The sequence below is a fragment of the Mesorhizobium sp. M0052 genome, assembly GCF_040323255.1.
Lineage (GTDB): Bacteria > Pseudomonadota > Alphaproteobacteria > Rhizobiales > Rhizobiaceae > Mesorhizobium.
The window spans coordinates 306024-330023 of sequence record NZ_JAMYUS010000001.1 but is presented as its reverse complement, the minus strand read 5'-3'; the positions used below and the strand labels follow the sequence as shown (position 1 = coordinate 330023).

The window sequence follows — 24000 nt, the reverse complement described above, 5'->3', positions numbered from 1 at the left end:
ACCGCTTAACCATATAGTCAAGCCACGCTTAACACCTTTTCAAGTTCGGCTTCACCTTGTTCGGCGCCGGAACCTTCGATGCTCGTTCATTGTCCCGACAATTCGGCCAGGATTCTTGGCTGAGATGGTCAGCGTAGGATAGTCGGGGTTGAGCGGGTAAAGTTCGATGATCGGCTGGCCGTTGTCGTCCAAGCCGCGCGGGCGGTACTTCTTGAAAGTTGCCTCTTCCTCACTCTCAATGGCGGCCACCACGCAATCGCCAGGCAGAGGCCGAAGGCCGGTGTCGACTATAATCACGTCGCCGCTCTGAAATTCGGGAAGCATGCTGTCGCCATCGATTTCCAAAGAAAAGGCGTATCCGGCCGGCTCCCAATGGATTTCAAAAGCTTGGGTATCTGGGGGCAGTGGCTGCTCGGCAATGACTGGTGACCAAGAGCCTGCTGTCACGCGGCTGATCAGCGGCGCGGCGAAAACCTTGCCTTCCGCTTTGAAAGGGAGCAACTCGCGCCGGCCACCAGCTGGGGCTAGATCGATACCCAGCAAATTGCTGAGCTTGATCAATCTGCCTCCAGTCGGCGTGGTGGTGTCACTTTCCCATTGGGATACAGCCTGAAGACTTACGCCCATGGAATTGGCGACCGAGGCCAGCGTCAAATCCTTCGCCTTGCGCGCGGCTTTGATGGTTTCCCCCAAGGTCATGAAAAAATTCTCCGTTTCAATTCAAGAGACTAAAGTCAGACTTGATTAATTCAAGCAAGCTGCACTTGAACTTATGGTTAAGCCGTGCTTGAATTTCACTTCGCAATTCGAGCCAGGGGTGCAGAACTTCATGAGTGATCCGGACGGAAAGAGCGGCCTCGAACTGGCCGTTGAAGCAATTGGCCAGGCCAAGAAGCTTGCCGAGATGCTGGATATCACGCCGCAGGCCGTAAGCCAGTGGAAGCAGATCCCGCACGACCGCGTGATTGCAGTCGAGCGGCTGACAGGCATCCATCGTGGCCGCCTCCGTCCCGACCTGTACCCGCCGGAACTGCCGTCAGTTGATTTGGTGCGAGCATCGGCATGACGGCGGCGCAATGACCAGCGGCGTTTTCGCGGTGTCTCGCGACATCTTCGAACATCATTTTTTCGCGGCGGAACCGTTCACCGAGCGCGAGGCATGGGTTTGGCTGATCCGCGAGGCGGCATGGAAAGCGCGGCGCGTTCGGGTCAAGGACGGCATGGTAGCGTTGAAGCGCGGCCAGCTCGCGTCATCGGTCAGGTTCATGGCCGATCGCTGGCAATGGCACCGGTCCAGTGTCGACCGCTTTCTAAAGCGTCTAAAAACCGAGACAATGATCAGCATCTCCGTCGAGACAGGGCAGAGCGTCATAACTATCTGTAAATACGACACTTATCAGCGCGTCAGCCTTCCAGCCGAGACAGCTAGCGAGACACCAAGCGAGACGACCGCGAGACAACCCCGAGACAAACAAGAAGACATTAAAGGCATTGAAGGCATTAAAAAGAAGAACAACGCGCCTTCGGCTGTGGTCGACAAAGTTCCCCCTCAAGCCGTCCAACCCAACCCGGCAGAAAACAAGAATGACCGCGAGGGCGGGCCGGATTGGCACGGGTCGGCCGAAGAGAAGTTTTATGCCGCCCTGCCCGGATGGCAGAAAGCCGGAGTGCCGAGCGGGATGCTGTTTCAGATCGGCGAGCATCTTGGCGGCGACTTCGATCAGTTGATTGACATCGCTGGTCGAGCCGCGAGCGCCAAAAAGCCAAAGGCCTATCTCGGCGGAGTGCTGAAACAATACCGCCCCCCGGCGCCGGCAAAGGTCGATCCCAAATTACCGGCATGGATCACAGACGCGCGCTGCCAGGGTTACCCGGTCGAGCGGGAAGGCACGTACTGGCGCTTCGCTGGCGGCCTCTACGACGACACCAAGCAACAGGTCGGCAACTGATGCGCGAGCTGAGCGAACTCGGAATTTTCATCAATGATCGCGATGGCGAGCAGCGGACTACCTGCCCGTCTTGTTCCCCGCATCGCCGGAAGAAAAAGGACAAATGCCTTGCTGTCAGGATCGACGGAGACGGAGCAACCTACTTCTGCCACCACTGCGGTTTCAACGGTGGCGTTCGAACAGGGCAAGCTTTCGGCGGCGGCAAAGGACTACGCAAAGACGGTCCGGGGCATAAGCGCGACGACTTTGGCGCAGCTCGGCGCCGCCTCAGGAACGGTCTACTTTCCTCGCCGTCTTGAACGCAAAAGCGAGGCCGTTTTCTTCCCCTACACGCTCAGCGGCAAGCGGGTGAACTACAAGGCCTGCGCCTTCCCAGAGAAGGATTTCATCGGCGAGAAGGGCGGCAAGCTTTGCTTCTACAATCTCGACCGCGTGTTGGCCGCGCCCCCCGGCGATGTCTACATGGTCGAAGGCGAATGGGACTTGGCCGCCATGGTCGAGGCCGGTTTACCGATCGGCCGGATTCTGTCTGTGCCAAACGGCGGCCGGGAGAAGAAGGAAGGCGCGGACGACAAGCCAGCGGAGCCCGCCGGCTATGAGTACGTCGAACAGGCTCTGGCGCGCGGCCTCGGCAAGCACAAGCGTTTCATCTGGTGCGGGGACATGGACGACACCGGGCTTTCGCTCCGGGCGGACATGGCCCATCTGCTCGGCGCCGCCAAGTTCTGGTTCATCGACTGGCCCGAAGGTATCAAAGACGCCAACGACATGTTGCGCGCTGATGGCATCGAAGCGCTGAAAGACCTGGTCACCAATGGTGCGTTGCCGTGGCCGGTCGCCGGTCTCTACAGGCTCGCGGAACTGCCGGAGATGGCGCCGATCCGAGCTTGGGAGGTTCCCCGCATGCCGGCCTGGCGCGGCAAGATCCTTTTCGCGCCCGGCACCATGTCAGTGGTCACCGGTCACCCTGGCCACGGCAAGACGGCAGTGATGGCGCAGGTTTGGGCCGACATCGCCGACAAATACGGGCTGGTCATCGCCACGGCCACGTTTGAGACGCGGGCCAAGCCACACTACCGGCGCATCCTGCGGACGCTGCATGCAGGCCGTCTGGAGCGAGAAATGACGCCGGAAGAAATCCGGTACTCGGACCAGTGGATAAACGACCACTACCTGTTCATGCAGCACCCGGAGCAGACGCCAACGCTAGGCTGGCTACTTGAAACGGCAGAGGCCGCGGTGGTCAGGCACGGCGCATCAGTGGTGCAGCTCGACCCATGGAACCGACTGGAAAGCCAGCGCGAGGCTCGGGAAACAGAAACCGAATACATCGGCCGCTGCCTGACGGCGATCTACAAATTTTCGCAGGACATGGGCTGTCACGTCCAAGTGTTGGCCCATCCGGCGAAAATGGACGGGCCGCGCAAAGGTTCGCCCCCGGAGCTCGACGACATAGCCGGCTCAAAGCATTGGGACAACCGCGTTGACCAGGGCTTGGTCGTGCACCGCCCGAAGATGTTCGACGAGGGCCAACGCTGCACCGATGCGGTGATCTTCCACAAGAAGACCCGCTTCGACGAGCTGGGCCATCCCTGCAAGCTGAAGATCAACTTCAACATCCAGAACGGGAGGTTTGAAGATGCCGAATAAGGAAAAATCCGAGCGGCTTCCGTGGTCTGTTGAACAGGCGTTGCTTGTCCACACGAGCATCAATCTCGCGGCCCGCGACGCTGTAATCGGCATCTGGTGCGAGTTGCCAGACAAGACTTGGTTGGCAATGAAACCCGTCCTGGAGCGGTGGATAGCGATCGGCAACGCCAATAGGGCGGATCTGCGGCGGATCATTGACGAGGTTGATTACCGGCGCCGCGAATTTCCCCGAGGCCTGACACTTTCGAACGACAACAAAGGGCGTTGCCATGACCGTGATTGAAGCTTCGGGCGGGGGCTGGATTGTGGTTTCTCGCGGCGAAACCTTGGCGGGGCCGTTTCCGACCAACGCGGAAGCCTGGCGCGCGGCTGATCGCATCGAGGGCTCGCCCATATCGCCAGCCGAAAAGCGGGCTGACTGGATCTCGAACAAGATCCTGTCGAGCGGGCCGGCAGAAAACGGGTTGCAGGAAAACCCGTTTCCCACCCTTCCGAAGCAGACCCGGCAGGAGAAGAAACAGGCCGCTAAGAAACGGCGGACGAAAGAGCGGCGGACGCCCGCTGCAGCAAAGGCTCCGAAATGGCTGCGGACAATAGCGGCGACTGACTTCGACCCGAAGGGAAAGCGCAATTATCGGGATGCGCAGCTCGGGACATTTGGCGCGGCATCGCCCGTCCGCCACATCAGTCCAGCGGAATATCTAGCGGCAAGCGAAGGGAACGAAAATTGAGCGGTTCGCAAGCGTTCGTTCACCAATCTTTCGGCTACCGGTGGGCAGACACCGAGAATGTCGGGGAAAGCTCGGCGCGCTTGGTCGTTGTCCACAGCGAGGCCTGCAACCAAGCAGCCGGGCACTCATGCAGAGGCGTCCCCGCTCAGGTTGAGCTGCGTAACAGGAAAAACTCTGTGGAACTTCTCAATGGTATTGCCGCGATCTCAACAACCGGCCTCAATCCACGTAAGCCCAGCACAGGTGAGCCGATCTGCGAGCGCGTAGATCCGTCGGCCCTATTCGTCGACCATGAGTACCAGCGTGCTATTGGCGAAAAAGGCCACAGACAAATCCGGCAAATCATCGAGAGGTTTTGCTGGACGAAATATAAGCCGCCGATCTGTGCCTACGCCGAGCATGGCGGCAAAACTATCTTGAAGGTGCTTGACGGGCAGCACACTGCAATTGCAGCTGCGAGTAATCCTCATATCGATCTTATCCCGGTGATGATCGTCGACGCGCCCGACACCCAGACCCAGGCAGCGGCATTCGTCGGTCAAAACACTCAGCGGCTTGGAGTTACCGCACTGCATCTCCATCACTCTGCGGTCTTAGCGGGTTTTGAGGACGCTGTGGACGTTGACCGTACCTGTCAGCGGGCCGGGGTCAAAGTTCTTAAGAATCTGCCCAAGTCGGGCAAATATCAGCCTGGCGATACGATTGCGATTTCGGCCATCAGGGGCCTCGTCGCCCGTCGTGAACCACTGGGAGCGCGGATCATCCTTGAGGTCTTGGCCAAGGCTCATTTGGCACCCATCACCGCAACTCACATCAAGGCTGCCGAGTACGTCATGACCGACAGTGAGATGTCGATAAAGCTCGATCCCGATGATCTGTCGAAAACGATAGGCGATCTGTACCTGTCGGCCGAAGACGAAGCGAAACTAATGGCGAAGACCCATCGCACGTCGGAATGGAAGGCGCTCGGATCAATCTGGTACCGCAAGACAAAGAAGAAGCGACAGGTGATGCGCTTGGTCGCCTGAAACGGCGCGCCGCGGCGAATTGACGGCGCGGCGCACCCCAACGGAGTTTCGTATGACGAAAGCAGCAAAGAAAACCAAGCCGACCGCGCCAAAGATGCGCAAGGGTGAGGCCGAACAGGTGAAAATCCGTCGCGACCTCGGCCATGACTTCGCTGTCCAGACGGATGATTACGGGCGCGATCGGCTTATCGCCGGGACGGCAGAAGCGCGTCGGGTCTACGATGTCAGCAATGGCGGCTATATCAGCACGGGTGGCATAGCCCGGGTTCGCAAGGTCGATCCCCTCAAGGGCATCTCGAGCCTGACGTACAAGCAGCGGGAGGCCGGTACTCGCTATCGCGCTGACTTCGAACTGGCCACGCGCGAGGGCCTGAAGACCATGGGCATGGGCGAGCGCGTGGACGGAGGGCGGTCCGGAGCGAGTGTCCCGGCCAAGCTGATCGACAACCATGCTGTCATGGCGCGGGCGCGGCAAGCTCTGGTCTATCCCGAGATACTGGCTGTAATCGATGCGGTATGCGGTCTCGGGATGTCAATCAAGGAAGTGGCGCAGCGGGAGAACGTGGTCCGAGACATTCCCGCCCAGCTTTTGCGCATGGGTCTGGAACGCCTCGTTTTCCACTACGGGTCGCAGTCAGCAACGCGTCACAACAGTTGAAACGTGCCGTCACGTATGGTAGATATTTGGGCACGGTGACGATTTGCGCCGGAACCCGCCTAAGTCAGGCGGGTTTTTTGTTGAGCAGCGAAGCAGGAAGCTCCTCCAGAGACGCGGTTCGCTCTTCTTGCAGCCTGACCGTCTCAAGTGAGCGTTGGCTCGATCCCCGGCGGGTTAAGCCTTATCCGCTGACCGGCCGCAAAATTCCTGGCAAATTCTTCGTTCTCAAAAAGATGCTGGGTGGTTTCGCCGTTCTCAAAAATCTGCACCGCCCATTTGCCGTCGATGCGTTCGATACGAACACCAGTTGTCTTATCGTCCAAGTCGCCACTCCCACACACGAGCTCCAACAAACCATAGCGTCTTAGAACGCACAAGTTCCTGCATGCGCTCAGACCGCAAGGTGCCTCAATGCCCGCAAAAGAGCTAACCCCGAAGCAAGCGCGCTTCGTCGAAGAATTCATGATCGACCTGAACGCCACACAGGCGGCAAAGCGGGCCGGCTACAGCGAATTGACGGCTCAGGTGCAGGGATCGCGCCTATTATCGAATGTTATGGTTGGCGAGGCCATCGCAGCGAGGCAAGCGGCCATCGCGCAGAAGCTCGGCGTCACTCAGGAACGCATCGTGGCCGAGTTGGCAAAGATAGCCTTTTCTGACATTCGCAAGGCGGTGCAGTGGGGCCGCAGCCCGATCGACACGGAATCGGAGAACGCAAAGCCGAATGGCCTAGGCATCTATCCGGTCGAGCTGGTCGGCAGCGACAAGATTGACGACGACACGGCCGCCGCAGTGTCCGAGGTTTCGCTCACCCAAACCGGTATCAAGATCAAGATGCACGACAAGAAATCGGCGCTGGTCGACCTGGGCAAGCATCTCGGCATGTTCAAGGAACGCGTCGAGCTCACTGGCAAGGACGGCGCTGCGCTCGTCCCCGTGGTCAATGTCCGCCTCCGCAGCCGCAGCTGAAATCAATCTCGACCTGCACGACAAGCAGGCGCTGGCATTCGAGACGGAAGCAACCGAAGCGCTCTATGGCGGTGCTGCTGGTGGTGGCAAGTCGCACCTGATGCGCGCGGCCGCCATCACGTGGTGCGCCGAAATCCCAGGCCTTCAGGTCTATCTCTTCCGCCGCATCCGCGACGACCTGATCAAGAACCACATGGAAGGCCCGCAAGGCTTTCGCCAGATGCTCGCCGGCTGGGTGGAATGCGGGTTCGTCACCATCGTCGAGGATGAAATTCGGTTCTGGAACGGATCGAGGATCTACCTTTGCCACTGCAAGGACGAGAAGGACCGTTTCAAATATCAGGGCGCTGAAATCCATGTGCTGCTGATCGACGAGCTGACCCACTTCACCGAAGTGATTTATCGGTTCCTCCGCAACCGCGTGCGCATGGTCGGGATCAAGGTTCCACCGCAATACGCCGGCCGGTTCCCGCGCATCCTGTGTGGCGCCAATCCGGGCGGCATTGGTCACCAGTTCGTCAAGGCAACATTCATTGACGGCGTGCTGCCGCTGAAGGTGTACAAGGCCGAAGTCAGCGAAGGCGGCATGCAGCGTCAGTTCATCCCTGCGCAGCTCGAAGACAACCCGTCGATGAACGACAACGATCCCGGCTATGAAAGCCGGTTGATGGGTCTCGGTTCGGAAAGCCTGGTGCGCGCGATGCGCTATGGCGACTGGGATGTGGTCGAGGGCGCCTATTTCGACAACTTCGAACGACGCCGGCATGTCGTCAAACCGTTCACAATTCCAGACCACTGGACACGCTTCAGGGCGGGCGACTGGGGCAGCGCCAAGCCCTTCTCTTTCGGGTGGTATGCGGTGGCGTCCGACGACACGATAGTGCCGTCTGGCGTGGCTGGCGCGCCCGGCATCGTCATTCCGCGCGGCGCGCTCATCAAGTACCGCGAATGGTATGGCGTGAAGATCGACAAGTCGGGCCGCTATCTGCCCAACACCGGTCTGAAGCTGCATGCCGAAGCAGTCGGCGCCGGTGTCCGGCAGCGCGATTATGACGACACCATTAGCTATGGCGTGCTTGACCCTGCTGCCTTCAGCCAGGACGGCGGGCCATCTCTCGCCGAGCGCATGGCTAACGGGACCAACTCCAACGGATCGACCTTCCGACGCGCCGACAACAAGCGAGCGGCTGGACGCGGTGCCATGGGCGGCTGGGACCAGTTGCGCGGCCGACTGACCGGCGACGAGGACGGCCGTGCGATGCTGTTCTTCTTCGAGACCTGCATCCACACGATTCGGACACTGCCGGCGCTGCAGCACGACGAGGCGAACCCGGAAGACCTCAACAGCGACCAGGAAGACCATGCGGCCGACGAGACGCGCTACGCGTGCATGTCGCGGCCATGGGCAGCCAAGACCAAGACGCCGGCTCCCAAGGTGCCACAGGGCTATGTCCAGCTTCCCGGCGTGCCTGACGACGGCAACGGGCGTCGAAGGATTCGCATATGATCAACGACACTGAAGACGAGATCGACAACACTGCAGATGATGCGGTCGACCCGTCGCTGAAGCCGAAGGCCTCCAAGGGCTGGCTGAAGCTGATCACGGATCAGGAGAAGGCCGGCATTGCCGACTATCAGACACGGTGCACCAACATCCAGAAGCGGTATGCCGATCTGGAGCGCCTGGCGAACGTCACCCGAGACCGCGAGTTTCAAATCTTCTGGGCCAATATCGAAGTCCTGAAGCCTTCCATGTATTCCCGCCCACCGGTTCCGGTGGTCGCGCCGCGCTTTCAGGACAGGCGGCCGCTCCCGCGCACGGCATCGGAGCTTGTCGAGCGCTCGACGGCGGTGACGTTCGATCGGCAGAACATTGACGGCGTGATGCGGCTGGTGCGAGACGACCTGGCCACGATTGCGCGCGGCTGCATGTGGATCCGGTACGAGACCAAGAGCCGAGAGAACGGCTACACCGAAACCGTCTGCATCGAGCACAAGAACCGTCGCGACTTCGTGCATGATCCCGCCCGAAACTGGAAGGAAGTGGACTGGGTCGCGGGCGGCGCATGGATGACGCGCAAAGAGATGCGCAAGCGCTTCAAGGCGACGTCGGGCAACGCCTATCAGGATGCCGAGTTCGCCAAGCGCAAGGACGACAAGAACAACACCGACGGCAAGCTGAAGGCGCGGGTCTGGGAACTGTGGTCGAAGTCCGAAAACAAGGTGGTGTGGCTGTCACCGGGCGTTGATGTCGTGCTGGACGAGGGCGCGCCGCACCTGACGCTGGAAAACTTCTTCCCGTGTCCGCAGCCGGCCTACGGGACGTTGCAGCCGGAGAGCCTTATCCCGGTCCCCGATTACGTCTTCTACAAAGACCAGATCGAGGAAATCAACGACATCACCAACCGCATTTCGGCATTGACCGAAGCGCTTCAAGTGCGCGGCTTCTATCCGGCCGGCGCTGGTGAAATCGGCGATGCGATCGAGGCTGCGGTTAAGACGCGCGATCCGCGCCAGATCATGGTTCCGGTCAGCAACTGGGCCGCGTTCGGCAATGGATCGGCCAAGGACACGGTTGTCTGGCTGCCGACCGACATGGTGGCGTCGACCATCACGCAGCTGATCGCGCTTCGCAAGCAGCTCATCGAGGACATTTACCAGATCAGCGGCCTGTCGGACATCATGCGGGGCGAGAGCAACCCGAACGAAACGCTCGGCGCGCAGCAGATCAAGACGCAATACGGCTCTGTCCGCATTCGCGACCGGCAGAACGAGCTGGTGCGCATCGCTCGCGACGCGGCGCGCATCATCGCCGAGGTGATGGCAGAGAATTTCCAGTCGAAGACGCTGCTGGAAATGAGCCAGATGGAACTGCCGAGCGATGCCGATATCGCCAAACAGGTAAAGCCGCTGGAGGCCCAGGCCAAGAGCATCGAGAAGGAATTGGAGGGCGCGTCGAGCGATCCTGAAGTCGCCGCGATGGCGAAGCAGAACCCGGAAGCCGCGCAGCAGATCATGCAGCAGGCTCAGGGCCAGATTGCCGAGATCGCCAATCAGATCGAGGAGCTGAAAAAGACCGTCACCATCGACCAGGTGATGGACTTCCTGCACGACCAGAAAATCCGGCCGTTCAGTCTCGACATCGAGACAGACAGCACCATCCAGCCCGACGAGAACGCCGAGAAGCAGCGCCGCAGCGAGTTCCTGACGGCACTGGCTGGCACGCTCGCCCAGCTTGGCCCGATGGTGCAGGCGCAACCCGAGACGGCTCCCTTTGCTGCCGAGGTGCTGAAGTTCGCCATGGCGCCGTTCCGTCCCGGTCGCAGCATGGATGCGACGATCGACGAGTTCGCCGAGCAAATGAAGGCGATGGGTTCCCAGCCTAGGCCAGATCCCAGTGCAGGTAAGGCCGAAGCTGACGCCAAGGCCAACGAAGGCAAGATGGCGGTGGAAAAGGCCAAGTCTGACGCCGCAATGGCCAAGTCCCAAAGCGACGCGGAAATCGCCAGGACTAAGGCGGAGGCCGATATCGCCAGGATCAACGCCGATGCCGCGCAAAAGCAGCGCGAGGCCGATATCCGCATCCGCGAGATTGAGGCGAACGCGGCCGCCGCAGCTCAGAAGCACGAGCAGGACATGCAGAAGGGTCAGCTCGAAATCGAAAAGCTGCGCCTTCAGGTGCTCGGCCAAGCGCAGAAGAACGCCGCGCCTCAGCCAGCTGCTGCTCAACTTTGACAAGGACAACACCATGCCAGTCAGTGCTGATGAACTCTGCCGGGGCGGGATGTCATATCCGGTGGCGGTCGAAGTAGCCCGCCAGATGAATGCTGGCCTCACCAATGGCAACGTCGACCGGCTTATGTCCGTTGGGGTGCCTGGCGAGCAGGCAAAGGAACTGGCCAAGCAGATCAACGCCGGTGTCTTCGATGCGCACAAGCTTGCTTTAAGCAATGTGAACCCGGGCGTCGCAACTCTGCTGAAGCGGACCAGCGGCCTGTGATGGCTTACACGTGGATCAATCTCGGCGACGGCCGGCAGGTTTTCCGCAAGGTGGATACCACCAAGCCGAAGCGCTCGCATCTATCGGCGCCAATGATTAATTCGGACACCATGTCCGAAGTCCAATCAATGCACGACGGCAAGGTCTACACCTCGAAATCGGCTCTTCGCGCGACTTACCGCGCCGCCGGGCTCGAGGAAGTTGGCAACGATCCGGCACGGCTGCGGCCCCGCAAGCGTCCGAAGATCGACCGTAAGGCGATCAAAGAAACAGTGCTGAAAGCAAAAGCCCGATTTGACCGCGGCGAACGGGTCCGGGCGCCGTGATCAGCGCCGGCCTCGCCAACGCGATCGAGGCATCATTCAAAGCCAGTCGCCTCGATATTGGCCAGCAGGCTGTCTTGTGTGTCGCCATGATTGAGGGCGCGCTGTCCCTGATCATCCCGAACGACATTCAGGCGAAGATGGAAGACAAGTTTCTGCGCGGCATCACGCGCGAGCACATTGACCAGGCGCTGGAATTGATGCGCCAGGACCACCAGTAACCAGCAATCCCTCAGACGGAGCAATCCCATGGAAGACTTGAACGGAGGCGCTTCGGCGCCCGCCGAAATCTCGACTGTTGCCGACGACGTGCAGACGCCGACTCCGATCAGCACCGAACCAAACACCGCCGAGCCCAAGCCGGAACCGGAAGCGAAGAAGGCCCCGACCGCTCGGGAAGCGCTGAAGGCAGCGGCCGAAAAGGTCAATGAGAAAGCCAAGGCCGAAGGGACCGACACCGGCAAGAAACCTGCGCCGGTGGAGACCCAGCCCAAGCCGGGCGAGAAGGCTGCTGACAAGACCGACAAGACGCTTCCCGATCCGAAGCCTACCAAGCACGCGAACACCACTCAGCAGCCTGCCAAGCCGGCAGAGACAGCCAAAACCGAGTCCGGCAAGACGCAAACCAGCCATGCCGAGGCGCCAGCGCGCTTCAAGAGCGATGCCGCTGCGATGGCCGAATGGGAGAAGGCTCCCGACCCGGTCAAGGCGGCCGTTCACCGCTCGATCCGCGAGCTTGAAGCCGGCATCGAAAAGCACCGCGTGCCAGCGGAGGAATTCGAGAAGGTCCGTGACTTCCACGAACTGGCCACCAAGAACAACACCACGATGCGCGATGCGATGACGCGCTACACCAATCTGGAGCGGACGCTACTCTCGGACCCGCTGAAGGGCATTGAAGCCGTTTGCGACTATGCCGGCATCTCGCTTCGCCAGCTCGCTGCGCATGTCATGGGCCAGAAGCCGGACGAGGTGCAGGGCCAGAACGACGCCACCATCCAGCAGCTCAAGCGCGAGATCGAGACCCTCAAGCATAGCGTCGGCGGCGTGACCAGCACGATGCAGCAGCAGCATGTCGCAACGATCGACGCCCAGGTGCAGAAATTCGCGGCTGACAATCCCCGTTTTGAGGACCTGGCCGAAGACATCGCCTTTTTCCTGAAATCAGGCAAAACCGCCAATCTGGCCGAAGCTTACAAGCTCGCGGAAATGCTCAATCCCGACCCGGCCGCATCGACAACCACAGTTTCAGCAGCGCCTCAGACGCGCACCGCTCAAGACCCGCAGGCTCAGACCCTGAAGGGCCAGAAATCCATCACAGGCGCGCCCTCGGCTGGCTCAGACCCGGCAACGAAGCGGGCTTCCACCTCAATCAAGGATTCGCTCCGGCGGGCTGTGTCCCAGATCGGATAATCCATCGCAAAAAGGAGGGCCGAAATGGCTCTTACTTCCGTAGAAAAGAACCAGGAGATTTTGTCTCTGGCGCTTGAGGATCGAGCCTCGGGTTACCAGGACCTGGTCTCCAATTCCAACGCCTTGCTCAACGTGCTTAAGCGCAAGGGCAAGTTCAAGGAATACTCCGGCCCGAAGATCCGCCAGCGCCTGCTCTATACCAAGACGGGTTCGGCGGTCTGGTATAACGGCTTCGACTTCCTCAACCCGGTTCCGGCCGAGTTGTTCAACGACGCCGAATACTCGCCGAAAATGTGCGCGGTTGCCGTCACTCTCGCGAACGAGGACATCCTCAACAACGAGGGCGAAAACCAGCTCATGGACATTCTGGAGTCTCATATCGAGGCTGCGGAAGGTGAGCTGCAGGACGAGGTCGATATCTCGCTCCACGGCAACGGCACTCGCTTCGGCGGCAAGGAACTTGGCGGCCTCCAGCTCGCGGTTCCGACTGTGGTCAACTCCGGCGTCTATGCCGGAATCGACCGCGGCGCCAACGCGATTTGGCGCACTTCAGTGTTCGACGCGAACTCTGCCTTCCCGGCTATCGGAACGCAGGTCACGGCGACCACCATTCGCCCGATGCTCAACTCGATCATGACGCAGCGCTCGCGTGGCACCAGGGCCGCCGATCTCCTGCTGATGTCGCCGGAGCATTACGCGGCCTATGACGCGGCCACCGTGGCAATCCAGCGCGTCAACGATGTTTCTGGGCTCGGCAAGCTCGGCTTCACGTCGCTGAAATACTTCGGCGCCGGTCGCTCTGCTGAAATCGTCCAGGAAGGCGGCATTGGTTCCAACATGCCGGCGAACACGACCTATGGTCTGGACACCGACACGCTCTGGCTCCGCTACCACCCGGAACGAAACTTCAACAAGATCGGCAAATCCATGATGCCGATCAATCAGGACGCAAATGTCCAGTACATCGGCTTCATGGGCGAACTGACGATGAACAATCCGCTGTTCCAGTGGAAGCTCATCGACAGCAACCCGGCCGCGTAAAGGAGAGGATCCAGAAAAATGGCTTACGTTCCTCACACTCCGCACCTCGGTCTCCCGCCGATCGCCGCAACGCTCCCGGCCTCTACGGCGGCCGGGCGCTCCACTCCTGGCCCTTGGCTGGGTCAGATCATCCAGGCGCAAGATCCGGTCTACGGCGTCGGCGAGTTCATCTATCTCGCCGGCGTCGCCACCACCGGTGTCGGCTCGTGGGTGCTCTACAATCCTGACGACTGGTCGACGGTGCTCCTCGGCCCCGACATGATCGGTTCCGTTGCAGTCGCCATGTCCGCGAATGTCGCCAGCCAGTTCGGTTGGTATCAGATCAAGGGCAAGGCGATCGGCAAGGCTCTGGTCGGCTTCCTCGACAATGCCAACGTCTACGCCACGGCGACCGCCGGCAGCGTCGACGATGCTGTTGTCGCTGGCGACCGCGTCAAGAACGCCAAGGGCGCTTCTGCGATCGGCGTACCGTCTGCCGGTCTCGGCGAGTTCGAGATCGATCGACCGTACGTCGACGACGCTCTGGCCGCGTAAACGGGCCAATTCCAACAGGACACTGAAACGGGGGCTTCGGCTCCCGTTTTTCTTTGCACCCTCTCAGACAGGAGTTTCGCCATGAGTGCGAACCTGAACATCGTCAACGTCGTTTTTCGAAATCACGTCATCCCCAACGAACAAGCCAGCAGGTCCGCCGGCCGGCCGATCTTCACCGATATGGAGGTCTGCGACCTTTCATTCCCGGCAAACCGCCAGACCAAGGCGACCTATCCGGCACATGATGCCGAACCGAACGCCACGCGCGAGAGCATCGCGGCCGGCGGCGGTCTCGTCACGTATGCGCAGCTCTACAACAAGCAATATCTCGCCTTCAAAGACGGAACCTCTCAGCCGCTCTCCGGCACGCCGCTGTCCGAAGCGCCGTTCCTGAAGGAAGGCAAGCGCCGCGAACTGAAGGCTCTCGGCGTCCACACAGTCGAGCAGCTTGCTTCGCTGGACGGCACCCCGCTGAAGCAGCTCGGCATGGGCGGACGCGAACTGAAGAACCAGGCGCAGGCTTATCTCGACAATGCGGCCGGCAGCGCCGACATCGTCAACCTTGCGGCTCAGGTCGCGGCCCTGACCCAGCAGTTGGCGGATGAACGCCGGCTGCGCGAGGAGTTCATGCAAGCGGGAAAGCCACTGGAGGGCGCCAGCGCGACGGCCAAAGATACCGCCGCCGACGATGAACCCGGCGACGACGACGAGGAAACTAGCGAGGACGAGGACGGCGACGAAGAGACCGAGCCGACCACGCCGCCAACCGCTGCCGAAATCGAGGCGATGGATGATGAAGCTCTGAAGGTCTACATCGCCAAGGAAACCGGCAGTCGCCCTCGCGGCAATCCGAACCATGACACCTTGGTGGCCGCCGCCAAGGAACTGGCGATGGTGGACTGATCCCAATGACGATCCTCAGCGTCATCAAGGATGTCTGCACGGTCATCGGTTTGACCGTGCCGACCGCCGTCTTTTCGTCGACCGACCGCGAGGATATCGAATTGCAGTCGCTCGCCAACGAGATGGCGCAGAGGATCGCATTCGACACACGGGACTGGACCAAACTCAAGACGCTTGCCACCCTCACCGGCGACGGCGTTTCGACCGGCCTCAATCTCCCGGTCGATTACCAGCGCATGCTGAAGAAAGCACGCGTCTGGCCGTCGGCAAGCCCTTATACATCGCTCACGCACTATCCCGACAGCGACGAGTGGCTGGGCCTGGCGGTGCAGAATTTTCAGATCCTCGTCGGCGCCTGGACGATGATCGGCGATCAGATCCAGATCAAGCCCGCCATCCCCAACCCGGCCACGGCGCAATTCTACTATCTGACGAACAAAATCATCAAGGACAAGGACGGCGCCACAAAAGCAGCTTTCACGGCTGACGATGACGTGTTCCGGCTCGATGAGCGCGTGTTGAAACTCGGCATGATCTGGCAATGGAAGGCCAACAAGGGGCAGTCCTATTCCGAGGACATGGCGACCTATGAGGATGCCATCTCGGTGTCAGCCGGCGCTGACAAGGGCTCCAACATTCTGGCCGTCGGTGGGCGCCGCTCGACGATCGATGCTGACTTTGCCTTCCCGGGAGTAATCACGCCATGAGGGCCGGCTTCAGGCGCGTCCCTGTTGCGGCCCAATCGCAGCAGCGGCACAGCACGCTTACATTTCCAGCACCGATCCGGGGCAAGATTTCGAATGAAAATCTCGCTGCATCGAAGCCGCAGGGTGCCCGCGTCCTCGAGAACTGGTTTCCGACGACAACCGGCATCCGATTGCGCGGCGGCGAGAAGAAGAAGGCGACGATCGGCACTATCGCAGTGGTCAGCATGATGTCCTATGACGCGTCGCCGGGCCGGTTCATGTTCGCGGCGGATGGCACGAAGATTTTCGATGTCACGAACCCTGCCAACCCCAATGTAGCGCCGGCTCCCGTGGTCTCCGGGCTGACCAGCGGTTATTTCTCCTATGTGCAGTTCGAGACCGCTGGCGGCGACTACCTGTCGGCGGTGAACGGCACGGACAGCATGCGCCAATTCGACGGCACGGCATGGACGACGGTGGCCGCGCTGGGCACCATTGCCACGAACAAGCTCTCGCACGTCTGGACCTATCGCAACCGCGAATTCTTCATCCAAAAAAACAGCCTTACGGCGTGGTTTCTACCAGTCGACACCATTGCCGGCGCCGCCGTCGATCTCTCACTTGCCGGTGTCTTCCAGAAGGGCGGATCGCTGCTTTTTGGCGGCACCTGGTCGCTCGATGCCGGCGACGGTGTCGACGACAAATTCGTGTTCGTTTCGACCAAGGGCGAGGTAGCGGTCTACGAGGGTGCAAACCCCGCCGATCCGAATGACTGGTCGCTCGTCGGCCGCTATGACATGTCGCCGCCTCGCGGCAAACGGGCTGTCATGCAGGCTGGCGGCGAACTGCTGATCGGCATGGATGATGGCATCATCCCGATCTCGCAGGCGATCCAGAAAGATCGTGCCGCGCTGTCCATGATTAGTGTTTCCCGCAACATAGAACCGGACTGGCGCCGTGAGGCGGCGGCGCGCGCCAATCTGCCTTGGGAAATCCTGAAGTGGCCGCTGTTCAACATGGCAATCGTCTCGCTGCCGGCGGATGTCGGACAGGATGCGAGGTGCTTCGTCGTCAACCTGCAAACTGGAGCATGGGCGGACTACACAGGCTGGGATACGCGATGCCTAGTCCTGCATGACGGCTGGGCGTATTTTGGGACGTCGGACGGCAAGATCATGCAGTGCGAGGTCAGCGGCAGTGATGATGGCTCGCCTTATACCTGCACCTATGTTGGCCTGTTCGATCACATGAAGTCGCCGGCGCGGAGCAAGATCGTTCACATGGCGCGGACGGTCTTCCTGGCCAGCCGCAAATTCATCGCCAAGCTTTCAGTCTCGAAGGACTATCAGGTCTCACTGCCTTCGGCGCCGTCGTCGGTTGCCGACGATGTCGTTTTCGATGAATGGGATCTGGGCCTCTGGGATGTTGCGAAGTGGGACGCCAGCGCAACGAAGACGGTTTCCACGAAATGGGTCTCTGTCGGCCTGACGGGCTTTGCCATCGCGCCTCAGGTGCAGGTGACCTGTGGTGTGACGCCGACGCCTGATGCCGAGCTCGTCGCGATCGACATGACCTATGAAGTCGGTTCGGTGGTCGTTTGAAACTGATTTTCGGCCATAGCGAAGCGGTCGCTCGGTTCGTGGCCGACATGACGCCGGGCTGCGAAACCGGCTTCGGCAAATGCCAGGCGATCGGCGTGGGCGATGACGAAACCGGCGAACTCGTCGCCGGCATGGTGTTTCATGACTTTCAACCAGGCCCGGGGCTGATCCAGATTTCGAGCGCTTCGAAAACGCCGCGGTGGCTGACGGCGGATGTCCGCCACATCATGTTTTCGTATCCGTTCGACCAGATCGGTTGCCAGATGGTGGTTCTGCAGGTTTCCGCAAAGAACGAGCGCATGGTTCGAATCGCGAAGGCCTTCGGCTTCACCCCTTACCTGATCAAGCGCATGCGCGGCCGCGACGAAGACGGCTACGTTTTCACGCTCACTGAAGAAGACTGGCGCAACGGCCGTTTTACGAGGAAGACAAATGGGTAAAGCCTCAGCACCTAAGCCGCCAGATCCCAAGGAAACATCCGCGGCGTCGACCGGGACGAACATCTCGACTGCTATTGCCAACTCGTATTTGAACAACGCCAATCAGGTCGGGCCTGATGGCACGATCACCTATACGAACAGCGGCACGCAATCGATCACTGATCCCTATACGGGCAAGACCTATCAAATCCCGACGCGCACCGCGACGACGACGCTTTCCGCTGCGCAGCAGGCGATCAAGGATCAGACCGACAAGGCGCAGCTGAACCTTGGCACCCTTGCCAACAATCAGTCGTCGTTCCTGAACGATTACATGGCCAAGCCCTTCGACGGCTCAAACGATGCGACCGAAGCACGGCTGCTGCAGCTCGGGAAAGCGCGCCTCGATCCGATCTTGGCTCAACAACAAGATGCCTTGGCAACAAAGCTCTCAAATCAGGGCATCAAACTTGGCTCGGCCGCCTATGACCGAGCGATGGCCCAGCAAGGCCAGAACGTCAATGACGCCAACAACCAGCTAATCCTTTCGGGGCATGGGCAGGCGTTCGCGGAAGGGCAGGCGATCCGCAACCAGCCGATCAACGAAATCACGGCGCTGCTTTCCGGCTCGCAGGTCAGTTCGCCACAGGCCGCCGGCTATACCGGCAGCACCATTCCGACGACCGACAACGCTGGGCTGATCAACCAGAATTACCAGCAGCGCGTCGACGCAGTGAATGCAAAAAACGCGCAGACCGGAAGCTTGGTCGGAGGTCTTTTCGGTCTCGGCAGCAAGCTCATCGGACTGTCCGACGACGACGCGAAAAAGGACAAGGAACGGCTCGCCGACATCACCCCGGAAATGGGGCTGTGGAAGTTCCACTACAAAGGCGAGGCAAAGGGCGCTCCGATGCGGCTTGGGCTCATGGCCAGCGAAGTCGAGAAGGTGCGACCCGATGCTGTTTCGCGTCGGCCTGACGGTTATCGCCAGGTCGACTACGGCAAAGCTCTGTCGTTGGGGGCCTGAGACATGGCGTTGTCATTCATCTTCGATGCCGAGAAGGGCGAGACGCCTGCGTCGGTCGCCAAGAAGCGGGCTATTGTCCAGGCGCTGATGACGTCCCAGCGCGCGCCGCAGAACATCGGCGAGGGCTTGAACGCGCTCGGCGATGGCATCGTGCAGAATGTGCTCAACAGGCGCGCCGACGCGGCAGAGACCGCCGGACAAGCCCGTGCAACCGACGCGTTTGGCGGCATGATCAATGCGGGCACCTTCCCGGCGGCCCCGGGCTCTCCAGTTGCGGCCTCCGCGAGCGGCGCGGCCGACTACGGCGGCGACCAACTCGCATGGCAAGACGCAAAGCCCTATCAGAAGGCGCTGCTCAACACGATTTCCGGCCCAGAAAGCGGCGGTCGCTACAACGTCATCTATGGCGGCGGAAAGTTCGATGATTTCTCCCACCATCCGAACCAGGCGGTGCGCATCCAAACAGGGCCGAATGCTGGCCGCACCTCGTCGGCCGCCGGCAAATATCAGTTTCTTGGCTCCACATGGGACGATGAGGCGAAGGAACTCGGTTTGCCCGACTTCTCGCCAGTCAACCAGGATAAGGCTGCATGGAACCTCGCCGCTAAGACCTACAAGGCCAAAACGGGCCAAGTGCTTGATGACGTTCTTCAGTCCGGCGATCCTGACGCAATCGCCAAGGTCGGCCAGGTCTTGAGCGGGACGTGGACGAGCCTTCCCGGTGGTATCGAACAGGGGACAAACACGAACAGGTTCGTTGCGACCTATCAGAAGGCGCTTGGCGCTGGCGCTACACCCGCACAGGCAGCGCAGGTGGCTCAGCAGGAGCAGTCACAAGACCCAGTTCAGGTTGCCTCGCTTGATCCCTCCGCTGGCATGAAACCAGCCCCAGCCCCCCTCACCGCCATGGCACCCGGCACCACGGCTCCTGCGTATGATCCCAGCGGCCTCCCTCCGCTCGATCCTAATGACCCGATGGCACCCGCAACGCGTCCGACTTATCCAGGCGCTCCGCAAGGGTCTGGCACAGCTGGTGAAGTTCGCCGGGGCGCCGACGGCAAGACCTATCAGTTTGTCGAGACAACTGGCATGGCCGGCGCGACTGGTGATCAGGGATGGATTCCGGTCAATGCTGATGCGCCTTTGCCCAATCCCGGCCCCGGCGATCCTGCTGCGACCACGCCGGCCGGCCAGCGCGTGCTGTCAACAATGATGAGCCCAGAACTGCTGAGCGGTCGCGGTGGCGTCGTGCAGGCCCTCAGCGCGGCTCAGCAGCCCGTACCAGCAGCGGCAGCCCCGTCGCCGGTAGTTGCGGCTCTCGCGGGCGCTCATCAGCCGCAGCAGGCCTCGCCAGCCTCTCCCGGCGTCCAGAAGGTCGCTCAGGCAATGTCTCCGCAGCAAGACCTGTCCAGCATCCCGGTAGAGGCTGGCGGCACTGGCGGCGCTATCCAGCCCGGTCAGGGCGGTCCGTCTATTCAGCAGATCATGCAGGTTGCCGCTGACCCGTGGGCATCGCCCGAGCAAAAGGCGATGGCCAATATGATGCTCCAGCAGAAAATGCAGGAGGCCGATCCTTTGCGGCAGCTGCAAATTCAGGCTGCGCGAAAGTCTTTGGCCGTTCCGCCGAAGCAGTGGCAAAAGCTCGATGACGACACCCTGTTCGATCCGGCCAGCGGCGAGACGAAAAGCATTTCAGGCGGCGGCCCGACGAAGTTCGAAGGCAACGGCCTCGATGCGCAGGCTTGGAACATCCTCTCGACCGCCGATCCCGCTTCGCGAGAATATGCGACTGCCTACGCTATCATTTCGCAGCCAAAAACGCAGATGGTGCAGACGCCTGATGGCATGGTGCCTATTCAGATGCCGCCCAACCTTCCGGCATGGCTACAGGCTCCCGGTGGTGGTGTCGTGCCTGCCGCACCAGCCGCGCCAGGAGTGACTTCGCCCGCTCAGGTAGCGCCTCCTGCTGCTGGGGCACCGGCTCCCGCCGTCGCTGCGCCGCCTTCGGCCGCTCCTTCTGCAGGAGCCGTCATCCCAGGCACAATGAAGCCGACAGAAACACAGCGGAACCGGGTTTCCTCGGTCGACCAGGCGTTCGATGCCATCACCGGCGAACTCGACCGCTATTCGGAGCTGGTCGCCAAGACCGGCATCGAGGCAATGCCCGGCGCGTCCAAGGACAATCTGAACACCGTCCGCCAGGGCATCATGTTGCAGATGAAGGAACTCTTCAATCTGGGCGTTCTCAACGGGCCTGATCTCCAGTTGATGGAAAACATGATCTACGACCCGGTTGTCGACGTGACCAAGGACGGCGGGGCATGGAACCTTCCGAGCCAGGTCTACACCGCAGCTACTGGCGGGGCGGGTGACAGGGCGGCCAACAGCGTCAAAGAGCTGAAGCGCATGCTGGAAGGCATCAAGGATTCGGTCGACCGGACGACGGCCGAGCCGAACGCTCCGGCAGCATCGCCAAATCCGGATGGCTGGAAAGATGTCGGCAACGGTGTTCGGATCAGGGTGAAACCATAATGGCGACATTCGAAATTCAAGGCGCGGACGGCAAGACCTACGAAGTCGACGCGCCCGACGAAAGGACCGCGCTGAGCGCGCTCGGCCAGGCGGGCGCATCCTCGGGTCCCGATGCTCGCGCTCAAGCCGGCATTGCGCTCGCCCAACAGATGCATGCGCTGTCGCCCGACCAAAAGCGCGCGATTGCCGGGGTCGACCAAGAGACGTTGCAGCCGGCCCGCGTGCCAGCATTCGCGCCTCCTGGCTATAATTCGCTCACCGACAAGATCGAGGGCGATGATGCTCTGAGCAAAATGCGCACCACGTCGGGCGGGATTCTGGAGGGCATCCCGATCTTGGGCCCAATGATCCGAGGCGGCGTCGATCGGGCAGCTGCTGCGACAATCGCAGGAGCGTCTGACGAGACCTATGACCAAGTTCTGAAGCGAATTCAGGCCGGCACCGCTGCGGAAAAGTCGATGAACCCGAAGCTGGATCGGGCGTCTCAGATTACTGGTGCGGTTGCTGGCACGATACCGGCCATGGCCGCAGCGCCGGAGGCTTTTGGCATTAACGCCGCCACTAATTTCGGCAAATTTGGAATGGGTGCGGCCTCTGGCGCGGTCATCAATGGAACTGACGCGCTAGTCCGCTCTGGTGGCGATCTGAACGAGGCCGGTTGGGGAGCTGCCACAGGCGCGGGCCTCGGCCTCGTTGCCCCTGCTGTGGCTCCTTTGGTCGGGAAGGGCGTCAAATATCTCGCCGATGGCTGGAACCTGCGAGGTGCGGCGAAGTCGCTCGGCGTCGATAAGGTTGCTGCCGCGATGATGGCAAAGGCTTTTGGGAACGATGCGCTCGACGCAGGTGCGCGAGGGAAACTAGCCGATCTCGGGCCATCGGGCATGGTCATGGATCTCGGCGACAACATGCGGCAGCAGGCCGCCGGCTTGGTGACGTTGCCCGGAGAAGGCCGATCGATTGTAAAAGGGGCAATCAACGCTCGCGACGCTGACGCCAACTGGCGCATTCGCTCGGGACTTGACGAAACCCTTGGCGAGGCTCCTACGCCGTCGCGCATCATCGATCGCGCCAACCGCAATCAGCAGGCGCTGGCGCCGGAGTATCGCGAAGCTTTGCGTGATGCCGGCCCCGTCGACACTCTGCCGATTGCCCGATATTTGGAGACCGAAGCCCAGACGCTGCGCGGCGATCCTCAACGGCTCGTTCAGCGCGTCCGCGCGATGCTGGACCACCAGCCTACGCCGGCCGATATTGCCAGGGCTCGCGCTAACGGCCAGCCGCCGCCCGGGACGACGCTGGTGAGCGATGCCAGCGAGTTGTTGAACACCCGTCATGCGATCGATGACATGCTGGAGACTACGCAGGGAACGAATGCGGTCAACGCGCTGACCACAGCCCGTCAGGCCGTCGATGACGAGCTTCGCGCGTCTGTTCCCGGCATCAAAGAGGTTGACGCGAAATACGCCGAACTCGCAAGGCAGAAGGAAGCGGTCGGCCGTGGTCAGACGGTCCTATCCAGCGGTAGAGAAGCGCCTCGCCCCGACGAGTTGGCGGCAGAGGCCAGCCAGGGCGCCTTGCCGCAGGGGTTGCAGATCGGACCGTCTGCCGTCCCGGTTCGTCTGCGCGAGGGAGCTCGTGCCGAGATCGAGCGCATTGTTGGCACCAAAGCCAACGACCGGGTCGCGCTTCAGCAGATCATCAAGGGCGAAGGGGACTGGAATCGCGCTCGGCTATCGACGCTCTTCGGGCAAGAGAGGGCCGGAAAAATCATCGATCTGCTGGACAGGGAGCGACTCTTTGCCGAGACCACCGATGAGGTTACCCGCAATTCGTACACAGCTGCGCGGCAGGCGGCGCAGAAGGCGCTCACAGGTCAAGGTGGCGACGGGTTCGGCGTTCCTCAAGCCTATATGGCCGGAGGGCTTCCGGGCGTGGCTCGCGCAACAGGCGTCAAGGGCGTGAATGCAGTTGTCGACGCGCTGAGCGGCCTCAAATCGGAAGCATCTCGCGCTGCGATTGCCAGGACCCTGACCAGTAACAACAGCGCCGTGATCGATGCCTTGTTGAAAGCTAACGCGGGATCGCGGTTGCCAACCTCAGAGATCGACGATGTCGCTCGAGCCTTACTGCTGTCGTCGGGCCAGCGTCCGTCGATCCCACAACGCCAGTGAACCAAAGAGCGCCAACATCGCAACTATGCCGACCCCCACTCCGACCACGAATAGCCGTCCGCTGGCTATCGTGTCCGCTGCGGCAAACCAAAAGGCGTAAGTCCCCGCCAGGCATGCGGCAATGACAAACGATATCTGGTATCGCCCGGCTTTGCTCACTCCCGCAGTCGCAGCCGGGTTCTGCATATGCACCGCCATGACAGCGCCGATTGTGCCGATGCCGCCCACCACAAGCCCTGCCATCAGATGCAGCTCAAGCATGCGCACAAGGACGGCTAGGACATCGTGAACGAAAACCAAGATCACGATCGTGATCACGGCAGCGATGACCTGAAGAATTCTGACGCGCATGGGCGCGGAACATA

The 24000-nt window shown here is 61.0% G+C and carries 26 protein-coding genes; 23 read left to right on the top strand and 3 right to left on the bottom strand.

Translation table 11 applies throughout. From position 1 onward, the window contains the following. Positions 1 to 51: 51 nt before the first annotated feature. On the bottom strand, positions 52 to 699 hold the full coding sequence (locus NKJ77_RS01580) for a LexA family protein (RefSeq protein ID WP_023820555.1): 648 nt from the start codon (positions 697 to 699) through the stop codon (positions 52 to 54). A 130-nt stretch (positions 700 to 829) separates the two neighbouring features. Between NKJ77_RS01580 and NKJ77_RS01575 the strand changes: the two genes are divergently transcribed. The 7 genes from NKJ77_RS01575 to NKJ77_RS01545 all read left to right on the top strand — a co-directional run bounded on the left by NKJ77_RS01575 (position 830) and on the right by NKJ77_RS01545 (position 6016). Further along, complete coding sequence (locus NKJ77_RS01575; RefSeq protein WP_023820554.1) at positions 830 to 1066, top strand: transcriptional regulator; 237 nt, start codon at positions 830 to 832, stop codon at positions 1064 to 1066. A 10-nt stretch (positions 1067 to 1076) separates the two neighbouring features. Continuing rightward, positions 1077 to 1949, top strand: a complete 873-nt coding sequence (locus NKJ77_RS01570; protein WP_352534045.1) for a hypothetical protein — start codon at positions 1077 to 1079, stop codon at positions 1947 to 1949. Between the two features lie 33 nt (positions 1950 to 1982). Further along, positions 1983 to 3599 carry an AAA family ATPase gene (locus NKJ77_RS01565; protein ID WP_081731198.1) on the top strand — a complete coding sequence of 539 codons (1617 nt, stop codon included), beginning with the start codon at positions 1983 to 1985 and terminating at the stop codon, positions 3597 to 3599. Further along, positions 3589 to 3882, top strand: a complete 294-nt coding sequence (locus NKJ77_RS01560; RefSeq protein ID WP_352534043.1) for a hypothetical protein — start codon at positions 3589 to 3591, stop codon at positions 3880 to 3882. The genes NKJ77_RS01565 and NKJ77_RS01560 overlap by 11 nt, the downstream gene beginning before the upstream one ends. Further along, a complete protein-coding gene (locus NKJ77_RS01555) occupies positions 3869 to 4330 on the top strand; it encodes a hypothetical protein (protein ID WP_352534041.1) in 462 nt (153 codons plus the stop codon). Before NKJ77_RS01560 ends, NKJ77_RS01555 begins: the two co-directional genes overlap by 14 nt. 176 nt (positions 4331 to 4506) lie before the next feature. Continuing rightward, a complete protein-coding gene (locus NKJ77_RS01550; protein WP_352499011.1) occupies positions 4507 to 5358 on the top strand; it encodes a hypothetical protein in 852 nt (283 codons plus the stop codon). Positions 5359 to 5410: 52 nt separating this feature from the next. Further along, positions 5411 to 6016 (top strand): DUF6456 domain-containing protein, encoded by a 606-nt coding sequence (locus tag NKJ77_RS01545; protein WP_352499010.1) that lies wholly within the window; start codon positions 5411 to 5413, stop codon positions 6014 to 6016. A gap of 143 nt (positions 6017 to 6159) precedes the next feature. Here the strand turns inward: NKJ77_RS01545 and NKJ77_RS01540 are convergent, their stop codons facing one another. Then, positions 6160 to 6339: a hypothetical protein gene (locus tag NKJ77_RS01540; protein WP_081731211.1), complete on the bottom strand. Its 180-nt coding sequence runs from the start codon at positions 6337 to 6339 to the stop codon at positions 6160 to 6162. Between the two features lie 88 nt (positions 6340 to 6427). On the opposite strand from NKJ77_RS01540, the gene NKJ77_RS01535 reads away from it, so the two are divergent. From NKJ77_RS01535 to NKJ77_RS01460, 16 genes are all read left to right on the top strand, one after another. Beyond that, a complete protein-coding gene (locus NKJ77_RS01535; protein WP_023820547.1) occupies positions 6428 to 6985 on the top strand; it encodes a terminase small subunit in 558 nt (185 codons plus the stop codon). Then, positions 6960 to 8492, top strand: a complete 1533-nt coding sequence (locus NKJ77_RS01530; RefSeq protein ID WP_352534039.1) for a terminase large subunit domain-containing protein — start codon at positions 6960 to 6962, stop codon at positions 8490 to 8492. Before NKJ77_RS01535 ends, NKJ77_RS01530 begins: the two co-directional genes overlap by 26 nt. Continuing rightward, complete coding sequence (locus NKJ77_RS01525; RefSeq protein WP_352534037.1) at positions 8489 to 10720, top strand: hypothetical protein; 2232 nt, start codon at positions 8489 to 8491, stop codon at positions 10718 to 10720. The genes NKJ77_RS01530 and NKJ77_RS01525 overlap by 4 nt, the downstream gene beginning before the upstream one ends. Positions 10721 to 10733: 13 nt before the next feature. Beyond that, positions 10734 to 10985 carry a hypothetical protein gene (locus NKJ77_RS01520; RefSeq protein WP_156939134.1) on the top strand — a complete coding sequence of 84 codons (252 nt, stop codon included), beginning with the start codon at positions 10734 to 10736 and terminating at the stop codon, positions 10983 to 10985. Beyond that, a complete protein-coding gene (locus NKJ77_RS01515; RefSeq protein ID WP_352534035.1) occupies positions 10985 to 11311 on the top strand; it encodes a hypothetical protein in 327 nt (108 codons plus the stop codon). The genes NKJ77_RS01520 and NKJ77_RS01515 overlap by 1 nt, the downstream gene beginning before the upstream one ends. Continuing rightward, on the top strand, positions 11308 to 11529 hold the full coding sequence (locus NKJ77_RS01510; protein ID WP_352534033.1) for a hypothetical protein: 222 nt from the start codon (positions 11308 to 11310) through the stop codon (positions 11527 to 11529). The genes NKJ77_RS01515 and NKJ77_RS01510 overlap by 4 nt, the downstream gene beginning before the upstream one ends. A 28-nt stretch (positions 11530 to 11557) precedes the next feature. Then, positions 11558 to 12721 carry a hypothetical protein gene (locus tag NKJ77_RS01505; protein ID WP_352534031.1) on the top strand — a complete coding sequence of 388 codons (1164 nt, stop codon included), beginning with the start codon at positions 11558 to 11560 and terminating at the stop codon, positions 12719 to 12721. A 24-nt stretch (positions 12722 to 12745) separates the two neighbouring features. Then, positions 12746 to 13762: a phage major capsid protein gene (locus NKJ77_RS01500; protein WP_023831661.1), complete on the top strand. Its 1017-nt coding sequence runs from the start codon at positions 12746 to 12748 to the stop codon at positions 13760 to 13762. 18 nt (positions 13763 to 13780) lie between these two features. Next, a complete protein-coding gene (locus NKJ77_RS01495; protein ID WP_352534030.1) occupies positions 13781 to 14296 on the top strand; it encodes a hypothetical protein in 516 nt (171 codons plus the stop codon). 81 nt (positions 14297 to 14377) lie between these two features. After that, a complete protein-coding gene (locus NKJ77_RS01490) occupies positions 14378 to 15199 on the top strand; it encodes a hypothetical protein (RefSeq protein ID WP_352534028.1) in 822 nt (273 codons plus the stop codon). 5 nt (positions 15200 to 15204) lie between these two features. After that, the gene (locus NKJ77_RS01485) at positions 15205 to 15906 is read left to right on the top strand and encodes a phage adaptor protein (protein WP_352534026.1); all 702 of its coding nucleotides are present in this window, start codon (positions 15205 to 15207) and stop codon (positions 15904 to 15906) included. Continuing rightward, complete coding sequence (locus NKJ77_RS01480; protein ID WP_352534024.1) at positions 15903 to 17486, top strand: hypothetical protein; 1584 nt, start codon at positions 15903 to 15905, stop codon at positions 17484 to 17486. Before NKJ77_RS01485 ends, NKJ77_RS01480 begins: the two co-directional genes overlap by 4 nt. A gap of 47 nt (positions 17487 to 17533) precedes the next feature. Beyond that, positions 17534 to 17926 (top strand): GNAT family N-acetyltransferase, encoded by a 393-nt coding sequence (locus NKJ77_RS01475; protein ID WP_081726051.1) that lies wholly within the window; start codon positions 17534 to 17536, stop codon positions 17924 to 17926. Next, positions 17919 to 18932, top strand: coding sequence for a hypothetical protein (locus NKJ77_RS01470; RefSeq protein ID WP_031201276.1), 1014 nt, complete (start codon positions 17919 to 17921; stop codon positions 18930 to 18932). The genes NKJ77_RS01475 and NKJ77_RS01470 overlap by 8 nt, the downstream gene beginning before the upstream one ends. Positions 18933 to 18935: 3 nt before the next feature. After that, a complete protein-coding gene (locus NKJ77_RS01465; RefSeq protein WP_352534022.1) occupies positions 18936 to 21464 on the top strand; it encodes a glycoside hydrolase family 24 protein in 2529 nt (842 codons plus the stop codon). Continuing rightward, positions 21464 to 23635, top strand: coding sequence for a hypothetical protein (locus NKJ77_RS01460; RefSeq protein ID WP_352534020.1), 2172 nt, complete (start codon positions 21464 to 21466; stop codon positions 23633 to 23635). The genes NKJ77_RS01465 and NKJ77_RS01460 overlap by 1 nt, the downstream gene beginning before the upstream one ends. On the opposite strand, the gene NKJ77_RS01455 is transcribed toward NKJ77_RS01460, so the two are convergent. Further along, positions 23588 to 23986, bottom strand: a complete 399-nt coding sequence (locus NKJ77_RS01455; RefSeq protein WP_352534018.1) for a hypothetical protein — start codon at positions 23984 to 23986, stop codon at positions 23588 to 23590. The genes NKJ77_RS01460 and NKJ77_RS01455 overlap by 48 nt on opposite strands. Positions 23987 to 24000 lie beyond the last annotated feature (14 nt).